Here is a 19633-nt window from a genome sequence, read left to right as displayed (position 1 = left end):
GAGGCTCAATCGCTTCACTTGCGTTACGGCCCGACCGTCGCTCTGTCTACGCTTGGCCCATTTCGTTGCCTCCATGAGCCCAAAACTCAATTCTCGGTGAGGCGGCTCTTTCCTCTTTCCGAGGCGGGAATCTCACCCGCTGGGAACGCCAGGCTTGGCCTGGCGCACCAAAGCTCTTCCTCAGGTCAGCCGGCTCGGCCGCGACTTAGACGCGCACCGACGGCAGCAGCGTCAGCACGGCGTCTCCTCGGCGGCCAGCGCCAGCACGCGCTCGAGTGTACCGGGGTCGAAGCCCGGCCGGACGCGAACCACCCGCCCGTTGGGCAGCGCGATCTCGATCGGCTCCGCCACGACCGGCGAAACATCAGCCACCACGTGCACCGGCAGGAAGCGCGGCGGCTCGGTCGACGACGGCGGCGAGAACTGCGAGGCCCCGCCAGCCCGCAGCTTCCAGCGCCACCAGTACAGCTGCTTGATGCGATGGGCGCAACTGGCTAAACCGGCCGGACAGGGGGATCGCATGCTCGATGTTGATCTGGCTGCCCGTCACCACGACGCGCTCGATCAAGAGCCGGACGATATGCTGCCGGTCCGCGAAGTCCAGCTTGTCCAGCCCGACGCATAACGTGGCAGCGAACGCATCCAGGTCCTCCGCCAGCCGATCGAGCCGAGCCTGATCTTGGTCCTGCACCGCGAGCTCCTCGATGCGTGCGCGCGTGGCCTGCTTGCTGGCTTCCAGCCGTTCGCGCCTCGCCTTCAGCTCCGGAGCCGTGATCGCGCCCGCCATGTACGCGTCCACGAGGCGCTCGATTTGCGCCGCGAGTTGCCTCTCTGTCTTCTCAAGGCGAGTACGATCGCGTGTCCGCTGCGCTGCCCCTTGCTGACTCGTGCGCCACGTCTCGATCTCGTGCTGAAGCATCTCGGGTTGCTGGAGCCATGCGACGACCGCCTTCCAGACCACATCATCGAGATCATCGCGCCGCACGTTGCGCGCTGGACATCGCTGAAGCCGACCTCGATCTTCGGGGGCATCGGAAGGACATACGTAGTAGTCGTACGCGTGGCGACCAGCGCGGGGCGCCTTATGAATGCAGTTCATCCTTCGGCCGCATTCGCCGCAGACAACGAGCGTTCGAAGCAGGTACTCCCATTGTACGTTCCGGGTTGACGTGAGCTTGTTCTTCGCCAGCGCACGCCTCACCTGCTGCAGGGTCTTTTCTTCGATGAGCGGCGGGATCGGCACGATGATCCACTGGTCTTCGGGACGCCTACGCATGGAGCTCTTCTGGCGCTTGCGATAACTTCCCGGCTTCTTCGGTCGCTTGGGTTCGCAGGACTCCCATTTTCCGTAACCAGCTTGCCCGATGTAGCAGGGATTGGTCAGTACATTGTAAATGCCGCTCCAAGTCCAGAACTCTGCCTTGCGAGGAGCCACGCCATTCTTGTTCAATCGCTTCGCGATCGCGCGTGTACTCAACCCTTCTTCGATCACCCAGCGGAACATGTCCCGCACGTGCTGCGCCTCAACTTCGTTGATCACCACGATCGGAGGCACGTCTCGATCGCGCTCGAGGATCGCGTAGCCGTAGGGCGGGTTGCGGTGAAAAGGCAGCATCTGCCCGGTGCGCAGCTTGTGCAGCCGGCCGCGCCGGGTGCGTTCGAGGATCTTGGCGCGCTCGTACTCCGCGATCACCCCTTGCATCTGCGCGAGCAGTCGATCCTCGGCGCGCTCGCCCAGCGGGCGCTCCACAAAGTGCACAGCGACGCCGTGTCGGTTCAGCTCCTCGATCAGGACGTGCTGGTGGACGTAGTTGCGTGCAAGCCGGTCGGGGCAGTACACCAGCACCCCATCGATCAATCCCTCCGCGGCCGCATCACGAAGGGCGTCGAGACCAGGCCGATCGAGGCGCGAACCGCTGATCCCCTCATCGAGGTAGCGTCGCTCGGAGGGCACCGTCACCCCCATCGCGGCCGCTGCATGCTCCAGGGCCGCGATCTGTGAGGCGATGGTCTGCTCCTGCTCCTGATGCGACGTCGAGACGCGCGCATACAGTGCCATCCGCTCGCTCATGATCCCCCTCCCCTCCGTCGGTCTCCACGTTGCTCTGCGCGCTTGCGTATACCGCTTCCGCTTCGTTCAGTCCCAAGGGTGAGATCGCGTGGTCGATCACGATCCGCACGGCCATGCCGAGCCGTTCGTTGCCCTCGGGCTGAGGTCGAGCGGTCCACTCGACTGTCCAGACGTGCTTGCTCACAGCGCCCGGCCCTCCCTCCAGGCGTTGCTTCATGCAGGCGAGCCAACGTTGGCAGAGGAGTGGGCCGAGTGGGCGCGCGCTTGCTCAGCGGCTGAAGCTGCCGGCGGAGCACAAGCCTCAGGACAGGTTTGTCGATTGTGCCCAGAGCCTCTTGGGCTTGTACCCCTCGCGCCGCGCGAACTTCTCGGCGCTCAGCCTGCTCCGCTCCCATCGCTCCACCCGCTCGACCCACTCCACTCTCGTCGCCATCGCTTCCTCCTTCGCGACGGGAACAGGTAGCCGGCGCCGCGCCGACGATCACGATGGCGTTGGCTGGGCGGATACGAAGAACATTCTCCCCATCGGCCTCTCCTCCTCGTGGCGGGTTCGTTCACAACGTCCACGACGTACGGAGAGGCCGGCTCGCAAGTTTTACGACCAAGCCATTGAAATTATTGGTGTTTACGAATTAGTATCGGAAATTTAGACAAATGATGTATTGCGTCAATCGCGACTACATGTTTGGCAGCTAGGGTCCTGCTTGACGGTGTAGAGACGGAGATGGTACAAGGTTTCACCGAGGTGCGCAGGGGGGACCATCGTCCTTCTGCTGCGAGGGGCTCCAGCGGGGTAGTTCGTTTCCTGCGCTGTGACTCTAGCGAGGAGGGGTTGATGGGTAACGAACAAGAGCGGAACCCGGCCGTAAAGGGGCGGATGGAAGGGATAGTCATGCAGGCGGGCGCTGAACCGCACGACTGGAGCCGTACGTTTCACGTCGACACGGTGGCTGGCTTCGTCAACGGTCTCTGGGCGCTGCACCACGACCGCTTCGAGAACTTTCTCGCCGATGGCGGGCGGGACGCGTCGCCTGGCGACACGGTGCTCTATGAAGTCAACACGCCGCTGAAGGTACGATTCGAGCTGCGCAAGCTCGGGCCGAACGAATACGAGGTGCGTGGCGCGCACTTCGGAACGCCGGCTGGTGTCAACATCTGCGTCGGCTTGAACCCCGACGCGCCGTCTCATCAAGGAGGGCCGAACTTGACCACTGGATACACGACCACAATCGGCACGCCGTACACGACGACCGGCACGCCGTACACGACGACCGGCACGCCGTACACGACGACCGGCACGCCGTACACGACGACCGGCACGCCGTACACGACGACCGGCACGCCGTACACGACGACCGGCACGCCGTACACGACGACCGGCACGCCGTACACGACGACCGGCACGCCGTACACGACGACCGGCACGCCGTACACGACGACCGGCACGCCGTACACGACGACCGGCACGCCGTACACGACCACGACCGGCACGCCGTACACGACCACGACCGGCACGCCGTACACGACCACGACCGGCACGCCGTACACGACGACCGGCACGCCGTACACGACGACCGGCACGCCGTACACGACGACCGGCACGCCGTACACGACGACCGGCACGCCGTACACGACGACCGGCACGCCGTACACGACGACCGGCACGCCGTACACGACGACCGGCACGCCCTATACGACCACGACCGGCACGCCGACGACAGGCACGCCGACCACGGCGGGCCAGGGCACGGCCACCCCGCGGCCATGGCGGGACCAGTTCTACGCCACCGGCGGCCAAGAGGCGGTCGACCTCGCGAAGGAGCTGCGCGACGCGGACTCGCTCAAGGGTGACGTCCTCAAGGGAGAGGAACTCGCGGCAGTGCGGGAAAAGCTGAACCGCCTCTCCGGTCTGCTCTCGAGCTACAAACTCTAAATGCCAGATCTCAATGGCTGCCTGTTTCGCCCTAGCCGGAACGTGACAGGCAGCCGTTGCTCTCTGCCGTCTTTCGAATCGATCGATGCCGACTCCTCACGCGCGTATCTTAGCTGGATATATGCCTTCCACAGCCCCGGGGTCTTCGCGACCGGGGATCGTCGTTTGCCCGGAGCACTCGGTCGTGGAATGCGGTCAACGCTTCCCCGGGCGAACGGTCCGAGCGGCCGACGATGTCGCAGCGCTGCGCCGCTGCCTCGCCTCGGTGGAACGTGGCGAGGTGCTCTTGCTCGCCCCGTGGGACATGATCACGACCGAGGCTAGCCGGGCGTTGGCCGAGTGGTCGCTGGACGGCGACGAGCGCGGCTGCGGCGTGTGGCCGCTCGACGGTCGGCCGTCCCCGTCGCCGCGGAACGCCGAGCCGGTGCCCGAAGTCATCGCGCTCGGGAGCACCGGTTACTGGCGGCTCACGACCGAAGGCCAGCTCGCCGACAGCGAGGATGTGCTCGTCGACAGAGTGTGTCGCGGCGCTCCGCTCCTCGGTCTCGCACTCACCGGCCACGGTGACGAAGAGTGCGTAGGAGTCGGCCGGCACTGGATCGGCTCCGAGGCGGCGCAGCTACCGGGCACCACGCACTCACCCGCTGGCATTCGGGCGGCGGTCGTCTTTCTTAACACCTGCGGCACCTTGCGCCTCGGTGATGCAGCGAGCCCGCGGGGGGGGCTGCTCGTCGAGCGGCTATCTCGGTCCGGCGCGGCCGTCATCGGCGCCTTCCGAAACACTTCGGTGTTGCCCGATCTACCGGCGCGCTTCGCGGACGACCTGCTGGACGGTCGATCCCTCGGCGCCATGACCGTACGCCTGAACCGTCGCATGAACGAGGCCGGCCGCGAGCCGCCCTCGTTCATGCTGCTCGGCGATCCGACGCATTGTTGGAGTTGGAAGGCTCGGCGGCCGATCGCCGTCGAGCCGCTCGACGACGACGCTGCCACCGTCGGGTTGGCGGAGCGCCTCGGGTGGCTCCTCGATCTCGACGACACGCTCAGACGCTGGGGCTTGCGCGAGACGCTGCGCGAGAGCAGAAACCGCCTCTCGGAGGCAGCCGCGCTGATGTTTCCGCTCGCCGACGCGGCGCTGCGATCGGCGCTCCCCGCGTCTGCCCGCGCGACGGTGCTCGCCGAGGTCGGCGCGGTGGCCTCTGCTCACGAGGCCACCATGCTGCGTGCGCTCGCCGAGGAGGTTCAGCAGGGGCGCTGGATACAGACGCGATATGCGCCGGTATCGCGGAGGCGCTGGCGCCACGACGAGAGCTGTCGTCGGTGCGGCGCGCGCGTGGTGCACTACATGTTCGAGCCTTGGGGCAACGGCTCGCACGTCGTTTGGTGCAAAGAGTGTGATCGCTGCGGCACGATCGGCGACGGGGTCGGTGAGCCGGTGGCTGCTTCGTCCATCCAGGCCGCCTGGAACGGAACTGCGCTGCGCGTGTCCGTGCCCGCGCTGCAGGACGGGGAGGTCGGCCTCGTCGTCGTGCATCGCGCGTCGACGATCACGCCGCGCGCATGGCCGCGAGAGGGCGGGGAGCTGGCTATCTCGACCGCGGAGCTGCCCATGCGGGGTCGCGTTACGATCGCCGGCCTGCGACTCGGCCGGTGCCGGTTATGCCTCGAATACACCAACGTCTTCGTTCAAGACTCAGTTCCCTCGGAGGTCCGATGAATGAGCAACCGTCCAGTGCGCCGGTGATTGCAGAGTTCGATGACGCGATTGCTTCGGTCGGCGACGTCCCGCTCGCGGCGCGCAGTGGCATGTTGTTCCTCAAACTGTTCATCCCGCCGCGCTATTACGGAGCGTGGCTGGTGTTCGGGCCCGATGGCACCCCTCTCGGGGTCGTCGACGAGATCGCTGGCGACGTCCTGCGCAGCGCGACGGGTGTGCCCGCAAAGGCGCTCGTGGCGCCTGGGGGGCAGCTCGCTCCTCGACGCGTCGACGCCGTGCTGGCGCTCCTCGAGAGGCGCCTGCTCGAGCCCGGCACCGCCGCCCCCGAGCTGCACTGGATCGCCCCGGACCAGCAGCAGGGCACGCGCCACCGTGGGCGCAGCGCCGACCTGTTCATCTCGTGGTTCTACCAATACTTCGGCTCCGTCTTCTACGAGGGCAGCCCCCTCATCGACAGCAACGAGCAGTTCCTGCCGATCCTGCAAAAATATTTCCCATCGCGCGCGAACACCGTGTGCCTCGACGCCGGCAGCGGCAGCGGCTTCTACTCCGCAGCGCTCGCCCGAGCAGGCCACGCGGTGTTTGCCTGCGACATCAGCGAAACCCGCCTAGCCGCGTCGGCCGCGCAGGCGCCGGGCCAAATCACGCCGGTGTGGTGCAATCTCGAGGACATCCCGTTGCCCGACCGCTCCGTCGATTTCGCCATGTGCAACTTCGTCCTCGAGCACGTCTCCGATCCATACAAGGTCGTCGAGGAGATGGTGCGTACGCTCCGTCCCGGCGGCCGGATTCTGCTGGCTGTACCGAGCTTCAACATCCGAGACACCCTCGCGGCTCACCTCTTCGGGGAGCAGCCGTCGCTCAATTTCGAGCACCTCCGCTCCTACGGGTTGGTGCCGCAAACACATCCGTGGTGTGAGCCGATCACCAATACGCTGCGCCACCTCGAAGGGTGCGGCATCCGCGTCGTCACCATCGAAGGCGTGGACATTCTCAAGGGGCTCTGGGAGCCGTTCGCCTCCGGGTTCCGCGTGATGGCGGAGCAGCTCGGCGCGGCGTTCACGACAACCTGGCCGCTCAACTGCCTGGGGCAACAGACCATCATCGAAGGTGAGCGCATCGCATGAGAAACCGCGCTAGAGAGCATTTCGTTCCGTTGATCGAGTTCTGGTCGGACTTCGTGTACGATCAAGCCCGGGTCGCGCCGCCGCCTGATCCCGCGCGCCACCTCGACATGATGTTCGGAGGGCTGACCCGTCATACCCTCCAAGTGGCCGAAGGGAACCGCTTCAGATTCGCCTGCGCAGGGTGCCGCAACAACGCCGGCTCCCGCAGCGAGGCCGTATGCGAGACGCACGCCGGGGTGGTGCGAGGCACCCTCGAAGGCATGCGCGCCGTGCCCATGCAGGTCACCTGGCATCCCCGTGCGGACGGGAGCTGCCAGCTCGAGCTAGAGCCCGAGAAGGGCTCCGATGGGCGGCCGCTGGTTCCTCTCGCGCGCCTGGTGCAGGGGGTGCGCCTCACGATGGAGGGCGACGCTCCGGTCGTGGTCAACCAGCTCACGAGCCTCCGCACCCCCGTCACCAACGAGACGGCGACGCTCGTCCGCCGTCTCGGCGAGTTCCGCCGCGTCGAGGAGTTGGCGCGGGACACCGGCCTCGCCGCAGCGCTCGTCACCGCAATCCTCGAGCAGTGCTATCAACTCGGCTGGATCGAGTGCACCTTCGCGCAGGCGACGCGGGACGAGTCATCATGAGCGGCCCTGTCGATTGGTTGCTGGCCTTTCCCCCGCTGGTGAGCTCCAACTGGGGCCACTACTATCCAGCGCCGGCCGTGCTCGCCGCAGCATTGGCGGCGCGCGGCGATCGTGTGCAGCAGATGGACCTCAACGCCCGCTTTTTGGACTACCTCGTCGCCCCCGCGCGCCTCGAGCGGCTCGAGCGCAGCTTCCGCGAGCGCGGTCGCACGTCCGGCGACGACATTCCCACACGCTCCGCCGTGGCGCTGCTGCGTGAGTCGCCGCAGCTGCTCCTCGACGACCGCGGCCGCCAGCGCGCGCTCGACGGCCACGTCGGAAACGAGATGGCCACCGAGCTGGCGCGCCCATACCACCTCGATCTGCCGGTCGAGCGGATCGCCGCGCCCGATTTCGCCGACACCGAGGCCGCCCGCGCCTATGCGGATTTCTTCGGAGTCTCTGGGCTGGACCGGGCCCTCGATGGAGCGCTGGCGGCCGTGGGGTTAAGCGTGCCGATGGGGCCCCAAATCGCGCCGGCGGCGCTGGTTGCGCGCTATGTTCGCCGGCGTCGCCCCGACGTGCGCATCATCGCGGGAGGGCCTGCGATCACCCTCATGAAGTCGCAGCTCCTCCAGCTGCTCCTCGGGGCGTACTTCGACGCCGCGGTGCGCTTCGAGGGGGAGACGGCGATCGTCGAGTTGTCACGCCAACTCGCCGAGGGCAGATGGGATCCCGGCTCGGTTCCGGGGGTGGACGCGCCTTGCACCGCCGCGCGCGCATGGGAGGGCAGCCGCCCGCCTCGTGTTCGCGAGCTGCGCATCCCCGAGTACGACCCGGCTCAACTCGAGCGCCTCGCCGAGCCACGCCTGGGGGTGCTGCAGGCGCGCGGCTGCTACTGGGGTGAGTGCGCCTATTGTGACTTCGTGGAGCTGTACAGCGACGGCCGGCGCTACGACCAGCGGCCCACCGATCGCATCGCTGACGAGATGGCCGAGATCGAGCGCCGTCATGGCGTGCGCGCATTCTGGCTGATCACCGAGGCCCTCCCGCCGCGCCAAGGGCTGAGCTTCGCGCGCGCGTTGAACGAGCGGCAGTTGCGCATCGATTGGCGGAGCTTCGCGATGGTCGAGGAGGGCTTTACCACACCGCTGCTCGCCGAGTTGCGCGCCTCGGGCTGCACTAGCCTCACCGTCGGGCTGGAGACAACCAACTCGCGCGTGCTCGCGCTCGTTCGCAAGAAGGTCCGACGCGAGGAGAACCTCGCGTTCCTCAGCCGCGTGCGGGACGCTGGGTTGTGCATCGACTTGAACCTCATTCCCAACCTGCCGACCACGACGCGTGACGAGGCGCTGGCCGTTCTCGACGATCTGCGCCCGTTCATGTCGGTCATGCGCACCGTCGCGGTGTTCCCTTTCGAGGCCACCGCCTCGTCGGAGATAGCCGCAGCGCCGACGCGCTACGGGCTGAAGGTCGTGGGCAACTGCACCGAGCACGGCGAGCCCTTTCCGCACGGTCAGGCGCAATACGCTTCGAACCGACTCATCTACCGGGATGGCGGCATGGGCCCCGAGGAGCTGCTCGAGGTGACCACCGCCTATACAGCCTTCGCCACCGAGGTGCGCGCGACGCGCGCTCGCATCGCCCAGACCGCGAATGGCGCAACCAAGCGGGGGTACCGACTGCGTCCCATCGTAGCGGTGCTGGCCGACGCGGACTCGACCTTGTGCTACGACTGGGAGAGGGACCATGCGCTGCGCGTCGGCCCCGAGTGGTACGACGTGCTCCGGTGGTGGCGCGCGCAGTCGAGCCCGATCACTCAAGGCGAGCTCGCCAATCGCCTCGCTTCGCGCATGAAGCTGTCGCAGATCCCCGGTCAGGTAGGCGATTTGCTGGCGCGCTTATGCCGCGCCGGAGGGGTTGAGCATGTCACGTGAGCCGACCGGTGCTGCCCGGTCGCTAAAGATACTCTGGGTGCTCCAGCAAGGCGCGCGCTTCGACGTCGTGTTCGACCTCTTCACCACGGCCGCGCTGCTGCGCCATTTCCACAATGTCGGCCACGTCCAGGCGCTTTGCACGATCACCGATCTCGGGATGCGCGACGGCGAGGTCTTCGCCACCACGCTGCCCTTCGAGCCCACGCTCCTAGACGGGCGCAAGATCGAGGTACCGAACTCCGCCGAGGAGCTGTCGCTGGCCGATTTCGACGCTATGTTCCTCAGGGTCGACCCGCCGATCAGCGAGGCGTACCGACACGCGCTGATCCTCCTCAGCATCGTCGAGCAGCAAGGCGGCCCCGTCTTCGTCAACAGCCCTTCGACCATCCTGACCCAGGGCTCAAAAATCCTCGTGTCTCGCTTAGTCCCGTGGGTGCCCCCTACGCTGATCACGGGCTCGCCGCAGCGCGCCCGTGAGTTCGCCGCCACGCGGCCTTGGGTCGTCAAGCCCGTCGATCGCGCGAGCGGCGTCGACGTGGTGCGCGGCGCTGCGGGCAAAGAGGGCGAGCTCGATCGCATCGCCGCACACTACGGTTTTCTCCTCGCGCAGGAGTACCAGCCTCTCGTCGAGTCGGAGGGCGAAATGCGTCACCTAGTCTTCGCCGACAACGTCATTTCCGCGTATCGCAAGCAGCCGGCCGCCGGCGACTTCCGCGCCAATGCCGATTGCGGCGCGACCGAGCTGCGCGTCGACGGCGACCCCGCACCCCATGTGCTCCAAGTCATCGACCGACTTCGTCGCGTCGCCCCCGGCATCGCCTTCTGCAGCCTCGATTTCGTCGGGTCGCGGCTCATCGAGATCAATTTCGAGAACCCCGGTGGACTGCCCGCCGCGGATCGCCTCTACGGGCGCTCCCACGCCGCGATCATCGAGGCGCTGCTGCGTCGGCGCGTCGCCGCGTCCAAGCGGACGGAGGGGCGTTCGTGACGTCGGCGGCCGATCTCCTGCCCGATGTGATCGATTGTCGCGCGGCCCGCCGACGCATCGCGGACGAGGTGATCCGCACGCCGGTCCGTCGTCTCGACTGGCTCTCTGGCATCGTAGGTCGCGAAGTATGGGCCAAGCTCGAGCTGCAACAGGTGACCGGCTCGTTCAAGTTCCGCGGCGCGCTCAACGCGCTGCGCCGGCTCGCCGCCGGCGCCACCGTAATCACGGCCTCTGCGGGGAACCACGCGCTCGCGCTGGCGCACGCGGCGCGCCTGACCGGGCACCGCCTGACCGTGTTTCTGCCCCATACGGCGAGCCCGATTAAGCGCGAGCGGCTCGTCGAAGCAGGTGTGTCGCTCGTCGACTGGGGCGAGACGCTTGAGGACGCGGTCGCCGAGGCCCGCGCGGTCTGTGCGCGATCGGGCGCGGCCTGGATCTCTCCTTACAGCGACGGGTCGGTCATCGCCGGCCAAGCCGGCGTCGTGTACGAGCTGCTCGAGCAGGTTCCGGCGATGGACGCGTTGGTGGTCCCGATCGGAGGCGGTGGACTGGTGACGGCAGCGCTGCTGGCGGCCGCCGATGTGCGACCCGAGCTCCGCGTGGTTGGATGCCAGCCCGAGCGCTATCCGTCGTTCCAGCTCGCCTATCACGCGCGTGCCCAGCGGTTGCCGTTCCGCTACACGCTTGCCGACGGTCTCTTGGTGCAGGTCGACGATACCTCACTGACCGTCGTGGCCTGCCGCGGACGCCTCGAGCGTGTCTGCTTGCTTGACGAGGAGCATGTCGCGGCAGCGGTATATGCGCTGCTCCACCACGAGTCGCTGATGGTCGAGGGCGCGGGAGCGGCCGGCGTCGCCGCTGGGCTCGCTGGGGCGCTCGCCGATCTCCCCGGGAGCGGTCCGATCGGCGTGCTGCTGACCGGCGGAAACATCACCTCAATGGCGCTCGCCACGGCGCTTACATACCCCTTTAGCAGCGAGGCGCTCCGCCGCCACCTCGGTCTACAAGGGCGCACGACGGCCGAGATCCGCTGGGCGCCGGGAGCCGGGCGCGCGCTTGCGCAACCCGAATCCAGCGAGGCACTGGAGGACACGGCAGACCTCGTGGGCGCGCGGCTCGGAGGGCTTCGGCAGCACGCCGCGGCGTCGCTCGAGTCGCGGCGCCGCCTCGAGGCCTTCTGCGCGAGCGAGGGCCTCGACCTCGTGGATGAAGAGCGCGCGGCGCTCGACGCCGTCGCGCGCGAGCTCGGGCGAATCGTCGCATCGTGTGAACGTGCGGCGGGCGAGCTCGACGAGGCCGACGTCGCCGGGTTCGTCCGGCGCGAGCGCCTCGAGCGGCTCGGCTACCAGATGAGCGCATTTCTCTCCACGGCCGCGTCGTGGCAATCGCCCACGTACGCGCAGTCGCTCATCGCCGGATTCACCCGCACGTCGTCGCAGAGGAGCTCATCGGTGAACTACTCTCGTTACCACTCGAGCGTGGTCGTCGAATGCGAGCGCCGCATGCTCGAAGCGCTCGGGCTCGACGGTGAGCGCGCATCGCTCATGCTCTGCTCCTCGGGCATGGTGGCGTACTCTCTCCTCGAGAGCTATCTTGCGCGCGACGTCGTACATCCAGGGGACCGCGTGCTATTGCCGCCCTACATCTATTTCGAGAGCGAAGAGCAGCTCGCCGGGTTGCCGGCCGTCGAGATCGTGCGGCTGGGCGATACGCGCGCAGATACGATAGTCGAGTTCGTCCGGCAGCACCGCCCGCGCGTGCTGTTCCTCGATCCGCTAGCCAACATCGCTGGACTGCCGTTGACGTCGGTGGGCGCCGTGCTGCTCGCGCTGGCTCGGGCGGAAACCGGCCCGCTGCACGTCGTCATCGACGGCACCATGCTCTCCGGGGCCTTCGACCCGTTCGCGTTCGTGCCACCGGACAGCGAGATCACGGTGCTCTACTACGAGAGCGCCTCGAAGTACCTCCAGCTCGGGCTCGATCTCACGCTCGCCGGCTTGATCGCCGTCCCCGTCTCGCTTCGCCCGCGCTTTGCGCGGTTGCGGCGCAACACCGGGGCCATCCTCTACGAAGAGGGCGCGGCACGGCTGCCACGGTACGATCGTGCCACCTTCCTCGCCCGGATGCGACGGATGACGCGCAATGCGCTCCTTATCGCCGGCGTAATCGAGCAGTTCGCCGGCAGGGTCGTCACGCCGGTCTTCCCTGGGCTGTCGAGCCATCCGGACCACGATTTGTGCTCGGAGTACGCTCACCTCGGAGGCGTGATGACCTTCGATTTCCGCGACTCCGGCTTCAACGGGCAGGACCTGCTGAACGCGTTCATCGAGCGCGCCATCATCGCCGCGCAGCGCAACCGCGTGCCGCTGACGCGCGGCGTGAGCTTCGGCTTCTCGGCGCCTCGCATCTCTGCGGCGTCAGCGATGGCAGAGGGGCAACCGCCCTTTCTCCGGCTCTCCGTCGGAGACCTACCCGACGAGCCGACGCTCGCGCTCGCGCACACGCTCGCCGGCGTGTTCGTCGCGTTCGCCAACGACGTCGACGACCTGCGGCGCGGCGACCTCGAGGCAGAGCCTCGACCGCGCCGGACAACTTCGGCGGAGCACGCCGACCATCGAGGGACCTGAGGAGGGGCTATGGAGCGTTCTTTCCGACGTTGGGACACGCTGTCGACCGTATACGATCGCATTTTCGATGCGACAACACCGCAGTCCGGAGAGGGCTTCGAGGCTTTCTCGCGAGCGCTCCGGTTTGCTGCCAGCGCGTTTCCCGGCGAGCGGCTCTCGCTGCTCGATCTGGGCTGCGGCACCGGACGTGTCGGGGTGCTCGCGCGCGAGGTGCTCGGAGCCGATCGGGTCACGCTCACGCTCGTGGACGGTAGCGAGGGAATGATGGAGAAGGCGCGCGCGGCTTTGGGGGATGATGCCGAGTACATCGTGGCGCCCTTCGAGTCTGACGAGCTCTGTCAGCGCTTGCACGGACGGCGCTTCCACGTTGTCTCCTCCGCGTTCGCCCTGCACCACCTCTCGGCCGAGGAGAAGCGGGCGCAGTACGCCTTCCTGGGCACCTTGCTGCCCCCGAGAGGGGCGCTGATCATCCTCGATCTCGTGGCGGTTGATCCGTTGGCGAAGGCGATGGTCGACGCATGCGAGGAAGAGCTGTCGCGCAGCGACGCCTGGCGCGAAGGGGTGCACCTCGGCGACCTCGCGCTGGCCGGCGTGCCTCCCAATGAGCGCAACCGCGATCGCCCCGACTCCCTCGAGACACAGCTCGCCTGGATGGCGGGCGGCGCCAGGCTCGAGGTCACGTGCCCTTGGCGCGGGCTGGAGATGGCGCTGCTGTTCGGGCGGAAGCTCGAAGTTGGCGCGGTCTCCCCGACGATCCACGACGCCGCCGGCGGGATCTGCACCAGCGTGCTCGAGACCATCGGCGATACGCCGCTCGTCGCGCTCGACCGCCTCGGTAAGAAGGACGACGTCGACGGCCGCATCGTGTTGAAGCTCGAAATGCGTAACCCCGGGCTGAGCAAGAAAGACCGCGTCGCGCTCGCGATGGTGCTGGCCGCGCGCTGCGCCGGCGACCTGCGTCCAGGCCAGCCGGTCGTCGAGCTCACGAGCGGGAACACCGGGACCGGGCTCGCGATCGCCTGCGCCGTCCTCGGCCACCCGTTCATCGCGGTGATGAGCGCCGGCAACTCCGTCGAGCGCGCCCGCATGATGCGCGCGCTGGGCGCCGAGGTGGAAATCGTACCGCAGCACCCAGACTCGGTGCACGGCGTAGTCAGCGGCCGCGACCTCGCGCTGGTCGAGGAGCGGACCCGCGCGATCGTCGCCGAGCGGGGAGCGGTGCGCACCGATCAGTTCGAGATGAGGGCGAACGTGGAGGCTCACGAGCTTGGCACGGGCAGCGAGATTCTGCGGCAGACTGGCGGTCGGGTTGACGCATTCGTCGACTTCGCTGGTTCGGGCGGCACCATCTCCGGCGTGGCACGCGTCCTTAAGGCGAGCCTACCGGCCGTACGCTGCTATGTCGTCGAGCCGGCCTCGGCGCGCTTCCTCGCGGGAGATGCCGTGGTCGATCCTCGCCATCGTATCCAGGGCGGCGGCTACAGCCGGCCATTGCAGCTCTTCGATGCCTCGCTGTGCGATGGCTATCTCGCCGTCACGGACGAGGAGGCGATCGAAACAGCGCGTCGGCTCGCGAAGGCAGAAGGTATCTTCGCCGGCTTCTCGACGGGCGCCAACGTGGCTGCCGCTGAAAAGCTGCTGCGCGGCGCGCATCGGGGCGGCGTCGTCGCCTGCCTCGCCTGCGACTCCGGCCTCAAGTACTTGAGCACGGATCTCTGGCCGTGAGCGTCATCGTCGGGATCTCCGCGTTCTACCACGATGCCGCTTGCTGTCTGCTGCGGGACGGCGAGCTCGTCGCAGCAGCTCAGGAGGAGCGATTCAGTCGCGTCAAATACGACCCTGCGATACCCGTACGAGCGTTCCTGTACTGCCTGCGCGAGGCGAAGCTCGACCTGCTCGACGTCGACGCGGTGGCCTACTACGAGGATCCTGCCGCGCGGGCAGCGCGCCAGATCTGGTCACGTCGCGCCGGCGGCGCACGCGGCGCCGCGATGGTGGCCGGTATCGACCCGAGCGAGCCGATGGCGCGCATCCGCGATGGTCTCGGCTTTGACGGGCCGATCCACTGCGTCGAGCACCACCGATCGCACGCTGCGAGCGCGTTTTATTGTTCCGCTTTCGACGCGGCGTCGGTGCTCACCGTCGACGGAGTCGGCGAGTGGAGCACCACCGGTTACTGGCGTGGCGAGGGCGTGGGCCTCGAGCTGCTCGAGAGCGTCGACTTCCCCGACTCGATTGGTCTCTTCTACAGCGCGATCACCGCCTACCTCGGCTTCGGTGTGAACTCCGGCGAGTGCAAGCTCATGGGCCTCGCGCCATATGGCCGCCCGCGCTTCACCGATTTGCTCCGAGGTGTGATCCGCGACGAGCCGGGCGGGCGCTATTCGCTCGATCTGCGCTGCTTCGACTTCATCGCCGGAGACCGGATGTATACCCCGGAGTTCGAGGCGCTGCTGCGCCATCCGCCGCGTCGCCCCGACGATCCCATCGAAGCCTTCCACGAGGATCTCGCGGCGAGCGCGCAGGAGGTCCTGTCGGAGCTGCTGATTTCCAAGGTGCGCTACCTGCACGGACGCACCGGCTTGTCAGCGCTCTGCCTCGCGGGCGGCGTTGCCCTCAACTGTGCCGCGAACGGCCGGATCCTCCGAGAAGGGCCGTTTCAGCGCGTGTTCGTCCAACCTGCGGCCGGGGACGCGGGCGCCTGCATCGGCGCAGCCGCCGCGCTGCACGCGGCGCTCGAAGGCAGCGCGCCACGGATCGGGCCGCTGCGCTCCGTCGCGCTCGGGCCCGCGGCGCTGAGCCGAGACTGCCGCGCGTTGGCCGACGCCGTTTGCCGTGTGGCCCCGAACGCCGTTGAGGACTTTCGCGGCCGCTCCGTCGCGCTCGTCGACGCGGCGGCGACGCGCCTCGCTCGCGGCGGGGTCCTCGGCTGGTACCAGGATCGAATGGAGTTCGGCCCGCGCGCTCTCGGGTGCCGCTCGATCCTCGCCGACCCGCGCGTCTCCGGCATGCGCGAGCGGATCAACACTGCGGTCAAAAAACGCGAGGCGTTCCGCCCTTTCGCGCCTTCGGTGCTCCGCGAGCGTGCCGTCGAGCACATGGATCTCGACGAGGACGCGCCGTTCATGACCATCACCTGTCGCGTGCGGTCGCCGCTCCTGCTGCCGGCGATCACACACGTCGACGGCAGCGCGCGACCGCAGACCGTCGACAACGCGGCGCCGCCCCTGTTCCGGGCCCTGCTCGAGCGCTTCTTCGCCGTCACCGGCTGCCCGGTGCTGCTCAACACCTCGTTCAACCTGCGCGGGATGCCGATCGTGTGCACCCCCGAAGACGCGCTGCTCTGCTTCGCGATGTCGGGACTCGACGCCCTGGTGCTCGGCGACTTCGTCATCGAGCGGCGACTCTTGCCCGCCGCGTGGGAGCGCTTCTCCGAAGAGCGCTGGCGCCAGCGTGCCAATCGCTACGATGCGCTGCCCGTTTATACGTTTTTCTGAGTGGATGAACATGTCACGCCCGAGCTTGATGGAACGCTGGGAGGCATCGAGGCTCGCCGAGTTGCTGCGGTCTCGCGAGGTCCGCGCTGCGCTCCAGCTGACCGAAGGGGGGGGCACGGCGGGCGCGCCCCGCGCCCCTCGGACCGAGTCGTCCAATGAGCGTCGTGTCGGGATCTGGCGTGCTCAGGGCTCCGGCCCGCGCCCCGATTACGTCCGCGACCGCAGCATCGGGCTGGACGAGCTGCGAATGTGGGCCGATATCGAGCGCATTGAGGCACCTCGCGACGGAGAGCTGCGCGTGGTCCTCATCGGCGAGTCGGTGGCGCGCGGCTTCCTCCTCGACCCGGTCGTCACGCCGGCCCGCGTGCTCGAGCACCAACTCGCCAACGGGGGACGCTGCGGTCGAGTACACGTTCTCGACGTTGCGCGTACCTGCCTCACCAACCCGGTGGACCTACTCCTCGAGGCGCTCGACCTCCGACCCGATGCTGTTGTTTTGTTCGTGGGTAACAACCTGCTGCCGGCGCAGTTCGCCACGGGCTATCACGGGCATAGTAGCCCGCTGTCCGCGCTCCGCGAGCGTGCGATGCGCGCTCGCGAACAGGGCTTCCACGCGCTGGCCACGGCGGCCGACGCCATCGCGATGCGCGACGTCATCGGTCCGCTTGTCAACGTCTTGGGCGAGATCGCACGTGCCGTCCGCGTTCCGTGGGTCGTCGTATTACCCGAGTTCAACCTCCTCGATTGGTACGACGACGACGCGCACACCTGCGGTCTGCCGGTGTGGTTAAGCGGCGACGCGCTCATCGAGTGGCAAGCAGCGCAGCGGGCCGCGAGCGCCCTGGTCGACGTCGGCGACGTCGCGGCCGCGTCCCCGCACCTCGAGCGCATGATCGAGCTCGACGGCGGCACCTCGTCGTGGGCGCTGCGCTGGCACGGTCACGCGCTCGCCGTGGCCGGAGAGCACTTTCGGGCACGCGCCCTTCTGGAGGCGGCGCGCGATCAGTACGGCCGCTTCTCGCCTGTACCGCCCTGCCCGCGCAACGACGCGGGGGTGCGCGCGCGGCTGCGGCGCGCGCTCGAGCTTCCGCACGTGCGCTTCGTCGACTTGCCGCGGCTCTTCGCCGAACGAGTCCAACTCCTCCCCGATCGACATCTCTTCTACGACTACTGCCACCTGACGCCGCTTGGCATCGAGGTCGCCATGGCAGCGACGGCAGCGGCTCTCGAGGGCGCCTTGATGAGAGAACCGGAGCTCCCCCGCCGAGTGGACGAGCTGCGCGCCGTCACTCCGGAGGTCCCTCGCATCGCTGAGGCAACGGCAGCGTGCCTCGCGGCGGTGCACAACACACACTGGGGCCAGCCGGCCGAGCTGGTCGCGTACTGGCTCGATCGTGCGTCAGCGCTGATGCCCGACGCGCTCGATCTGGTGGCCGCTTACCTCGAAGCGAGGGCGACCCGTCTCCCGGGATGGATGTCTCATGGCGCGCAAGGCCCATTCCGTCCAGAAACGCAGGCTGGACGCCACTGGTACGAGCATGAGCCCTCGCTGCACGACATCCCGCTGGCTCGGGAGTTCGAGCAGCGGCGCCCACTGCCAGCGGCCTGGCGCACCTGCGCGAACGTCGATCACGGAGACGTCGTCTCGCTGGCGGAGCTATGCGCGAGCGACCTGTACGCCGCTGCGGCTGGAGATCGCGCCTGGTCCACCGAGCGCCGACCTTCGACACGCATGGCGTTCTACTCGGAGGGCGGTCGCCGGTTCCGCGCTCGCTTGGTCGTGCGCACGCCAGGCGGCGGCGAGGTGCGAGTGCTCGCCAACGGCGAGTTGGTCGCGTGCTTCACGACGTCCCCGGCGCGGTGGACCCGACACGACGCGCCCTTGTCGGCCACGAGCGGGGTGAACGAGCTACGGATCGAGTGGCCCGCGATCACCGCCGTGGATCCAGCCGCAGCATCGCGGTCGCTGGACGACATGGTTCTGGGGCACGAGCCCGACTTTTACCACCGGTTCGGGGACTTGCACAAAAGCTCGCGTCTGACGCCGGTCGAACCGCCGTTCAGCACAGAGAGGAGCGAGCCATGATTACATTAATCCGCCGCTGCCGGACGCTGCCTGGCAAGTACGCTGCTGCGCGCGATCGGATTCGCGACATCGCGCGCAGCATGCGCGACGAGCCAGGCAACTGGATTTTCTTCTGCCATCGCCCACTCCCCTCACCGGATCCCACCGAGGCGACCGACCTCACCTTTTTCGAGGTCTATGCGGACGAGGCAACGTACCGCGCTCACCTAGAGAGCGCTCCGTGGCGAGCGCTGCAAGCGACGTGGTCCGATCTGTTCGAGGGCACGCCCGAGGATGGTCTTCGCGGCGAGGTTCTGGATCGGATCGCAGATTTGTAGCGTCGGCCCTGCGCCCGCGTGACACCGTGAGGCCAAAGAGCTGTTTTGGCGCTGCACGAGCCCCCTTTTTCCGGAGCAACTCAAATGACACCGTGATAACGGGGTGACGTCCACGACGTGCGCAGCTTGCAGCCGGCTCCTCGACCGGGCGCTGCGGTACCGCCGGTGGCCCGAAGGGCTGCTCGAACTCACGGGGCCAGCTTCCGAGGCTTTTGGCAGGGTCATGGGGGCCAGCTCGGGACGCGGCGGTCGGGATCTGCGAGGGGCTCCTTTTGACGACGGCGCGGGTCGCCCTCGGAAGGAGGCCCATGCCCTACCGAGAGCTGATCATGGTCGACATTAAGGAAAATCTCGGCCGTCGTGCGGCGGGCAGAGCGCGCGTCACGTGGCGCGCGAGACGGGATTCGATCACAAGACGGTCGGCAGGCACTTCGAGCCCGCAGCGACGCTGCCCCTGCCGCACGACCGCGAGCCCGACGGACGAGGGGATCCACGAGATCGCCCAGCGCGTGCAGGCGCTCTGGTGCTCGACGCGAGCGATGAGTGGAAGCAGATCGCCACGCGTCACGCGAGTATCGAGGCCTGGCTCGCCCAGAATCGCCCGCTGAAGCTGCGGACGATCCACACGCTGCTCAAGCGCCACCATGGCGTCACGGCGAGCTACGACACGCTCCGGCGCTCCCTCCATGCCAACGTGAGTGAGACATCTGACCCCCGACAGTTTA

General features: G+C 67.8%; 15 protein-coding genes. 11 read left to right on the top strand and 4 right to left on the bottom strand.

From position 1 onward, the window contains the following. Positions 1-231: 231 nt before the first annotated feature. From WME75_RS26495 to WME75_RS26485, 3 genes are all read right to left on the bottom strand, one after another. The gene (locus WME75_RS26495; protein WP_437476443.1) at positions 232-372 is read right to left on the bottom strand and encodes a hypothetical protein; all 141 of its coding nucleotides are present in this window, start codon (positions 370-372) and stop codon (positions 232-234) included. Further along, complete coding sequence (locus WME75_RS26490) at positions 365-2071, bottom strand: recombinase family protein (RefSeq protein WP_437476441.1); 1707 nt, start codon at positions 2069-2071, stop codon at positions 365-367. The genes WME75_RS26495 and WME75_RS26490 overlap by 8 nt, the downstream gene beginning before the upstream one ends. A gap of 301 nt (positions 2072-2372) precedes the next feature. Beyond that, positions 2373-2504 (bottom strand): hypothetical protein, encoded by a 132-nt coding sequence (locus tag WME75_RS26485; protein ID WP_437476438.1) that lies wholly within the window; start codon positions 2502-2504, stop codon positions 2373-2375. A 402-nt stretch (positions 2505-2906) separates the two neighbouring features. On the opposite strand from WME75_RS26485, the gene WME75_RS26480 reads away from it, so the two are divergent. The 11 genes from WME75_RS26480 (at position 2907) to WME75_RS26430 (ending at position 18908) form a co-directional block, all read left to right on the top strand. Continuing rightward, positions 2907-4004 (top strand): hypothetical protein, encoded by a 1098-nt coding sequence (locus WME75_RS26480; RefSeq protein ID WP_437476437.1) that lies wholly within the window; start codon positions 2907-2909, stop codon positions 4002-4004. Positions 4005-4308: 304 nt separating this feature from the next. Then, complete coding sequence (locus tag WME75_RS26475) at positions 4309-5721, top strand: hypothetical protein (RefSeq protein WP_437476434.1); 1413 nt, start codon at positions 4309-4311, stop codon at positions 5719-5721. Beyond that, positions 5718-6848, top strand: a complete 1131-nt coding sequence (locus WME75_RS26470; RefSeq protein ID WP_437476431.1) for a class I SAM-dependent methyltransferase — start codon at positions 5718-5720, stop codon at positions 6846-6848. Before WME75_RS26475 ends, WME75_RS26470 begins: the two co-directional genes overlap by 4 nt. After that, entirely contained in the window at positions 6845-7477 is a 633-nt protein-coding gene (locus WME75_RS26465) for a hypothetical protein (RefSeq protein ID WP_437476428.1), read from the top strand. Before WME75_RS26470 ends, WME75_RS26465 begins: the two co-directional genes overlap by 4 nt. Next, positions 7474-9393 (top strand): B12-binding domain-containing radical SAM protein, encoded by a 1920-nt coding sequence (locus WME75_RS26460; protein ID WP_437476425.1) that lies wholly within the window; start codon positions 7474-7476, stop codon positions 9391-9393. Before WME75_RS26465 ends, WME75_RS26460 begins: the two co-directional genes overlap by 4 nt. A 37-nt stretch (positions 9394-9430) precedes the next feature. Further along, a complete protein-coding gene (locus tag WME75_RS26455; RefSeq protein ID WP_437476422.1) occupies positions 9431-10381 on the top strand; it encodes a hypothetical protein in 951 nt (316 codons plus the stop codon). Next, positions 10378-13008 (top strand): pyridoxal-phosphate dependent enzyme, encoded by a 2631-nt coding sequence (locus WME75_RS26450; protein ID WP_437476419.1) that lies wholly within the window; start codon positions 10378-10380, stop codon positions 13006-13008. The genes WME75_RS26455 and WME75_RS26450 overlap by 4 nt, the downstream gene beginning before the upstream one ends. 9 nt (positions 13009-13017) lie before the next feature. Next, entirely contained in the window at positions 13018-14733 is a 1716-nt protein-coding gene (locus WME75_RS26445) for a pyridoxal-phosphate dependent enzyme (protein ID WP_437476416.1), read from the top strand. After that, a complete protein-coding gene (locus tag WME75_RS26440) occupies positions 14730-16505 on the top strand; it encodes a carbamoyltransferase family protein (RefSeq protein ID WP_437476413.1) in 1776 nt (591 codons plus the stop codon). Before WME75_RS26445 ends, WME75_RS26440 begins: the two co-directional genes overlap by 4 nt. A 4-nt stretch (positions 16506-16509) precedes the next feature. After that, positions 16510-18591, top strand: a complete 2082-nt coding sequence (locus WME75_RS26435; RefSeq protein WP_437476410.1) for a hypothetical protein — start codon at positions 16510-16512, stop codon at positions 18589-18591. After that, on the top strand, positions 18588-18908 hold the full coding sequence (locus WME75_RS26430) for a putative quinol monooxygenase (protein WP_437476408.1): 321 nt from the start codon (positions 18588-18590) through the stop codon (positions 18906-18908). The genes WME75_RS26435 and WME75_RS26430 overlap by 4 nt, the downstream gene beginning before the upstream one ends. A 313-nt stretch (positions 18909-19221) precedes the next feature. Here WME75_RS26430 and WME75_RS26425 read toward each other — a convergent pair whose 3' ends face one another. Then, the gene (locus WME75_RS26425; RefSeq protein ID WP_437476405.1) at positions 19222-19554 is read right to left on the bottom strand and encodes a hypothetical protein; all 333 of its coding nucleotides are present in this window, start codon (positions 19552-19554) and stop codon (positions 19222-19224) included. Positions 19555-19633: the final 79 nt, after the last annotated feature.

Source organism: Sorangium sp. So ce1014, assembly GCF_051521505.1.
Taxonomy (GTDB): Bacteria; Myxococcota_A; Polyangia; order Polyangiales; family Polyangiaceae; genus Sorangium.
This window is presented reverse-complemented; position numbering and strand designations above follow the sequence as displayed.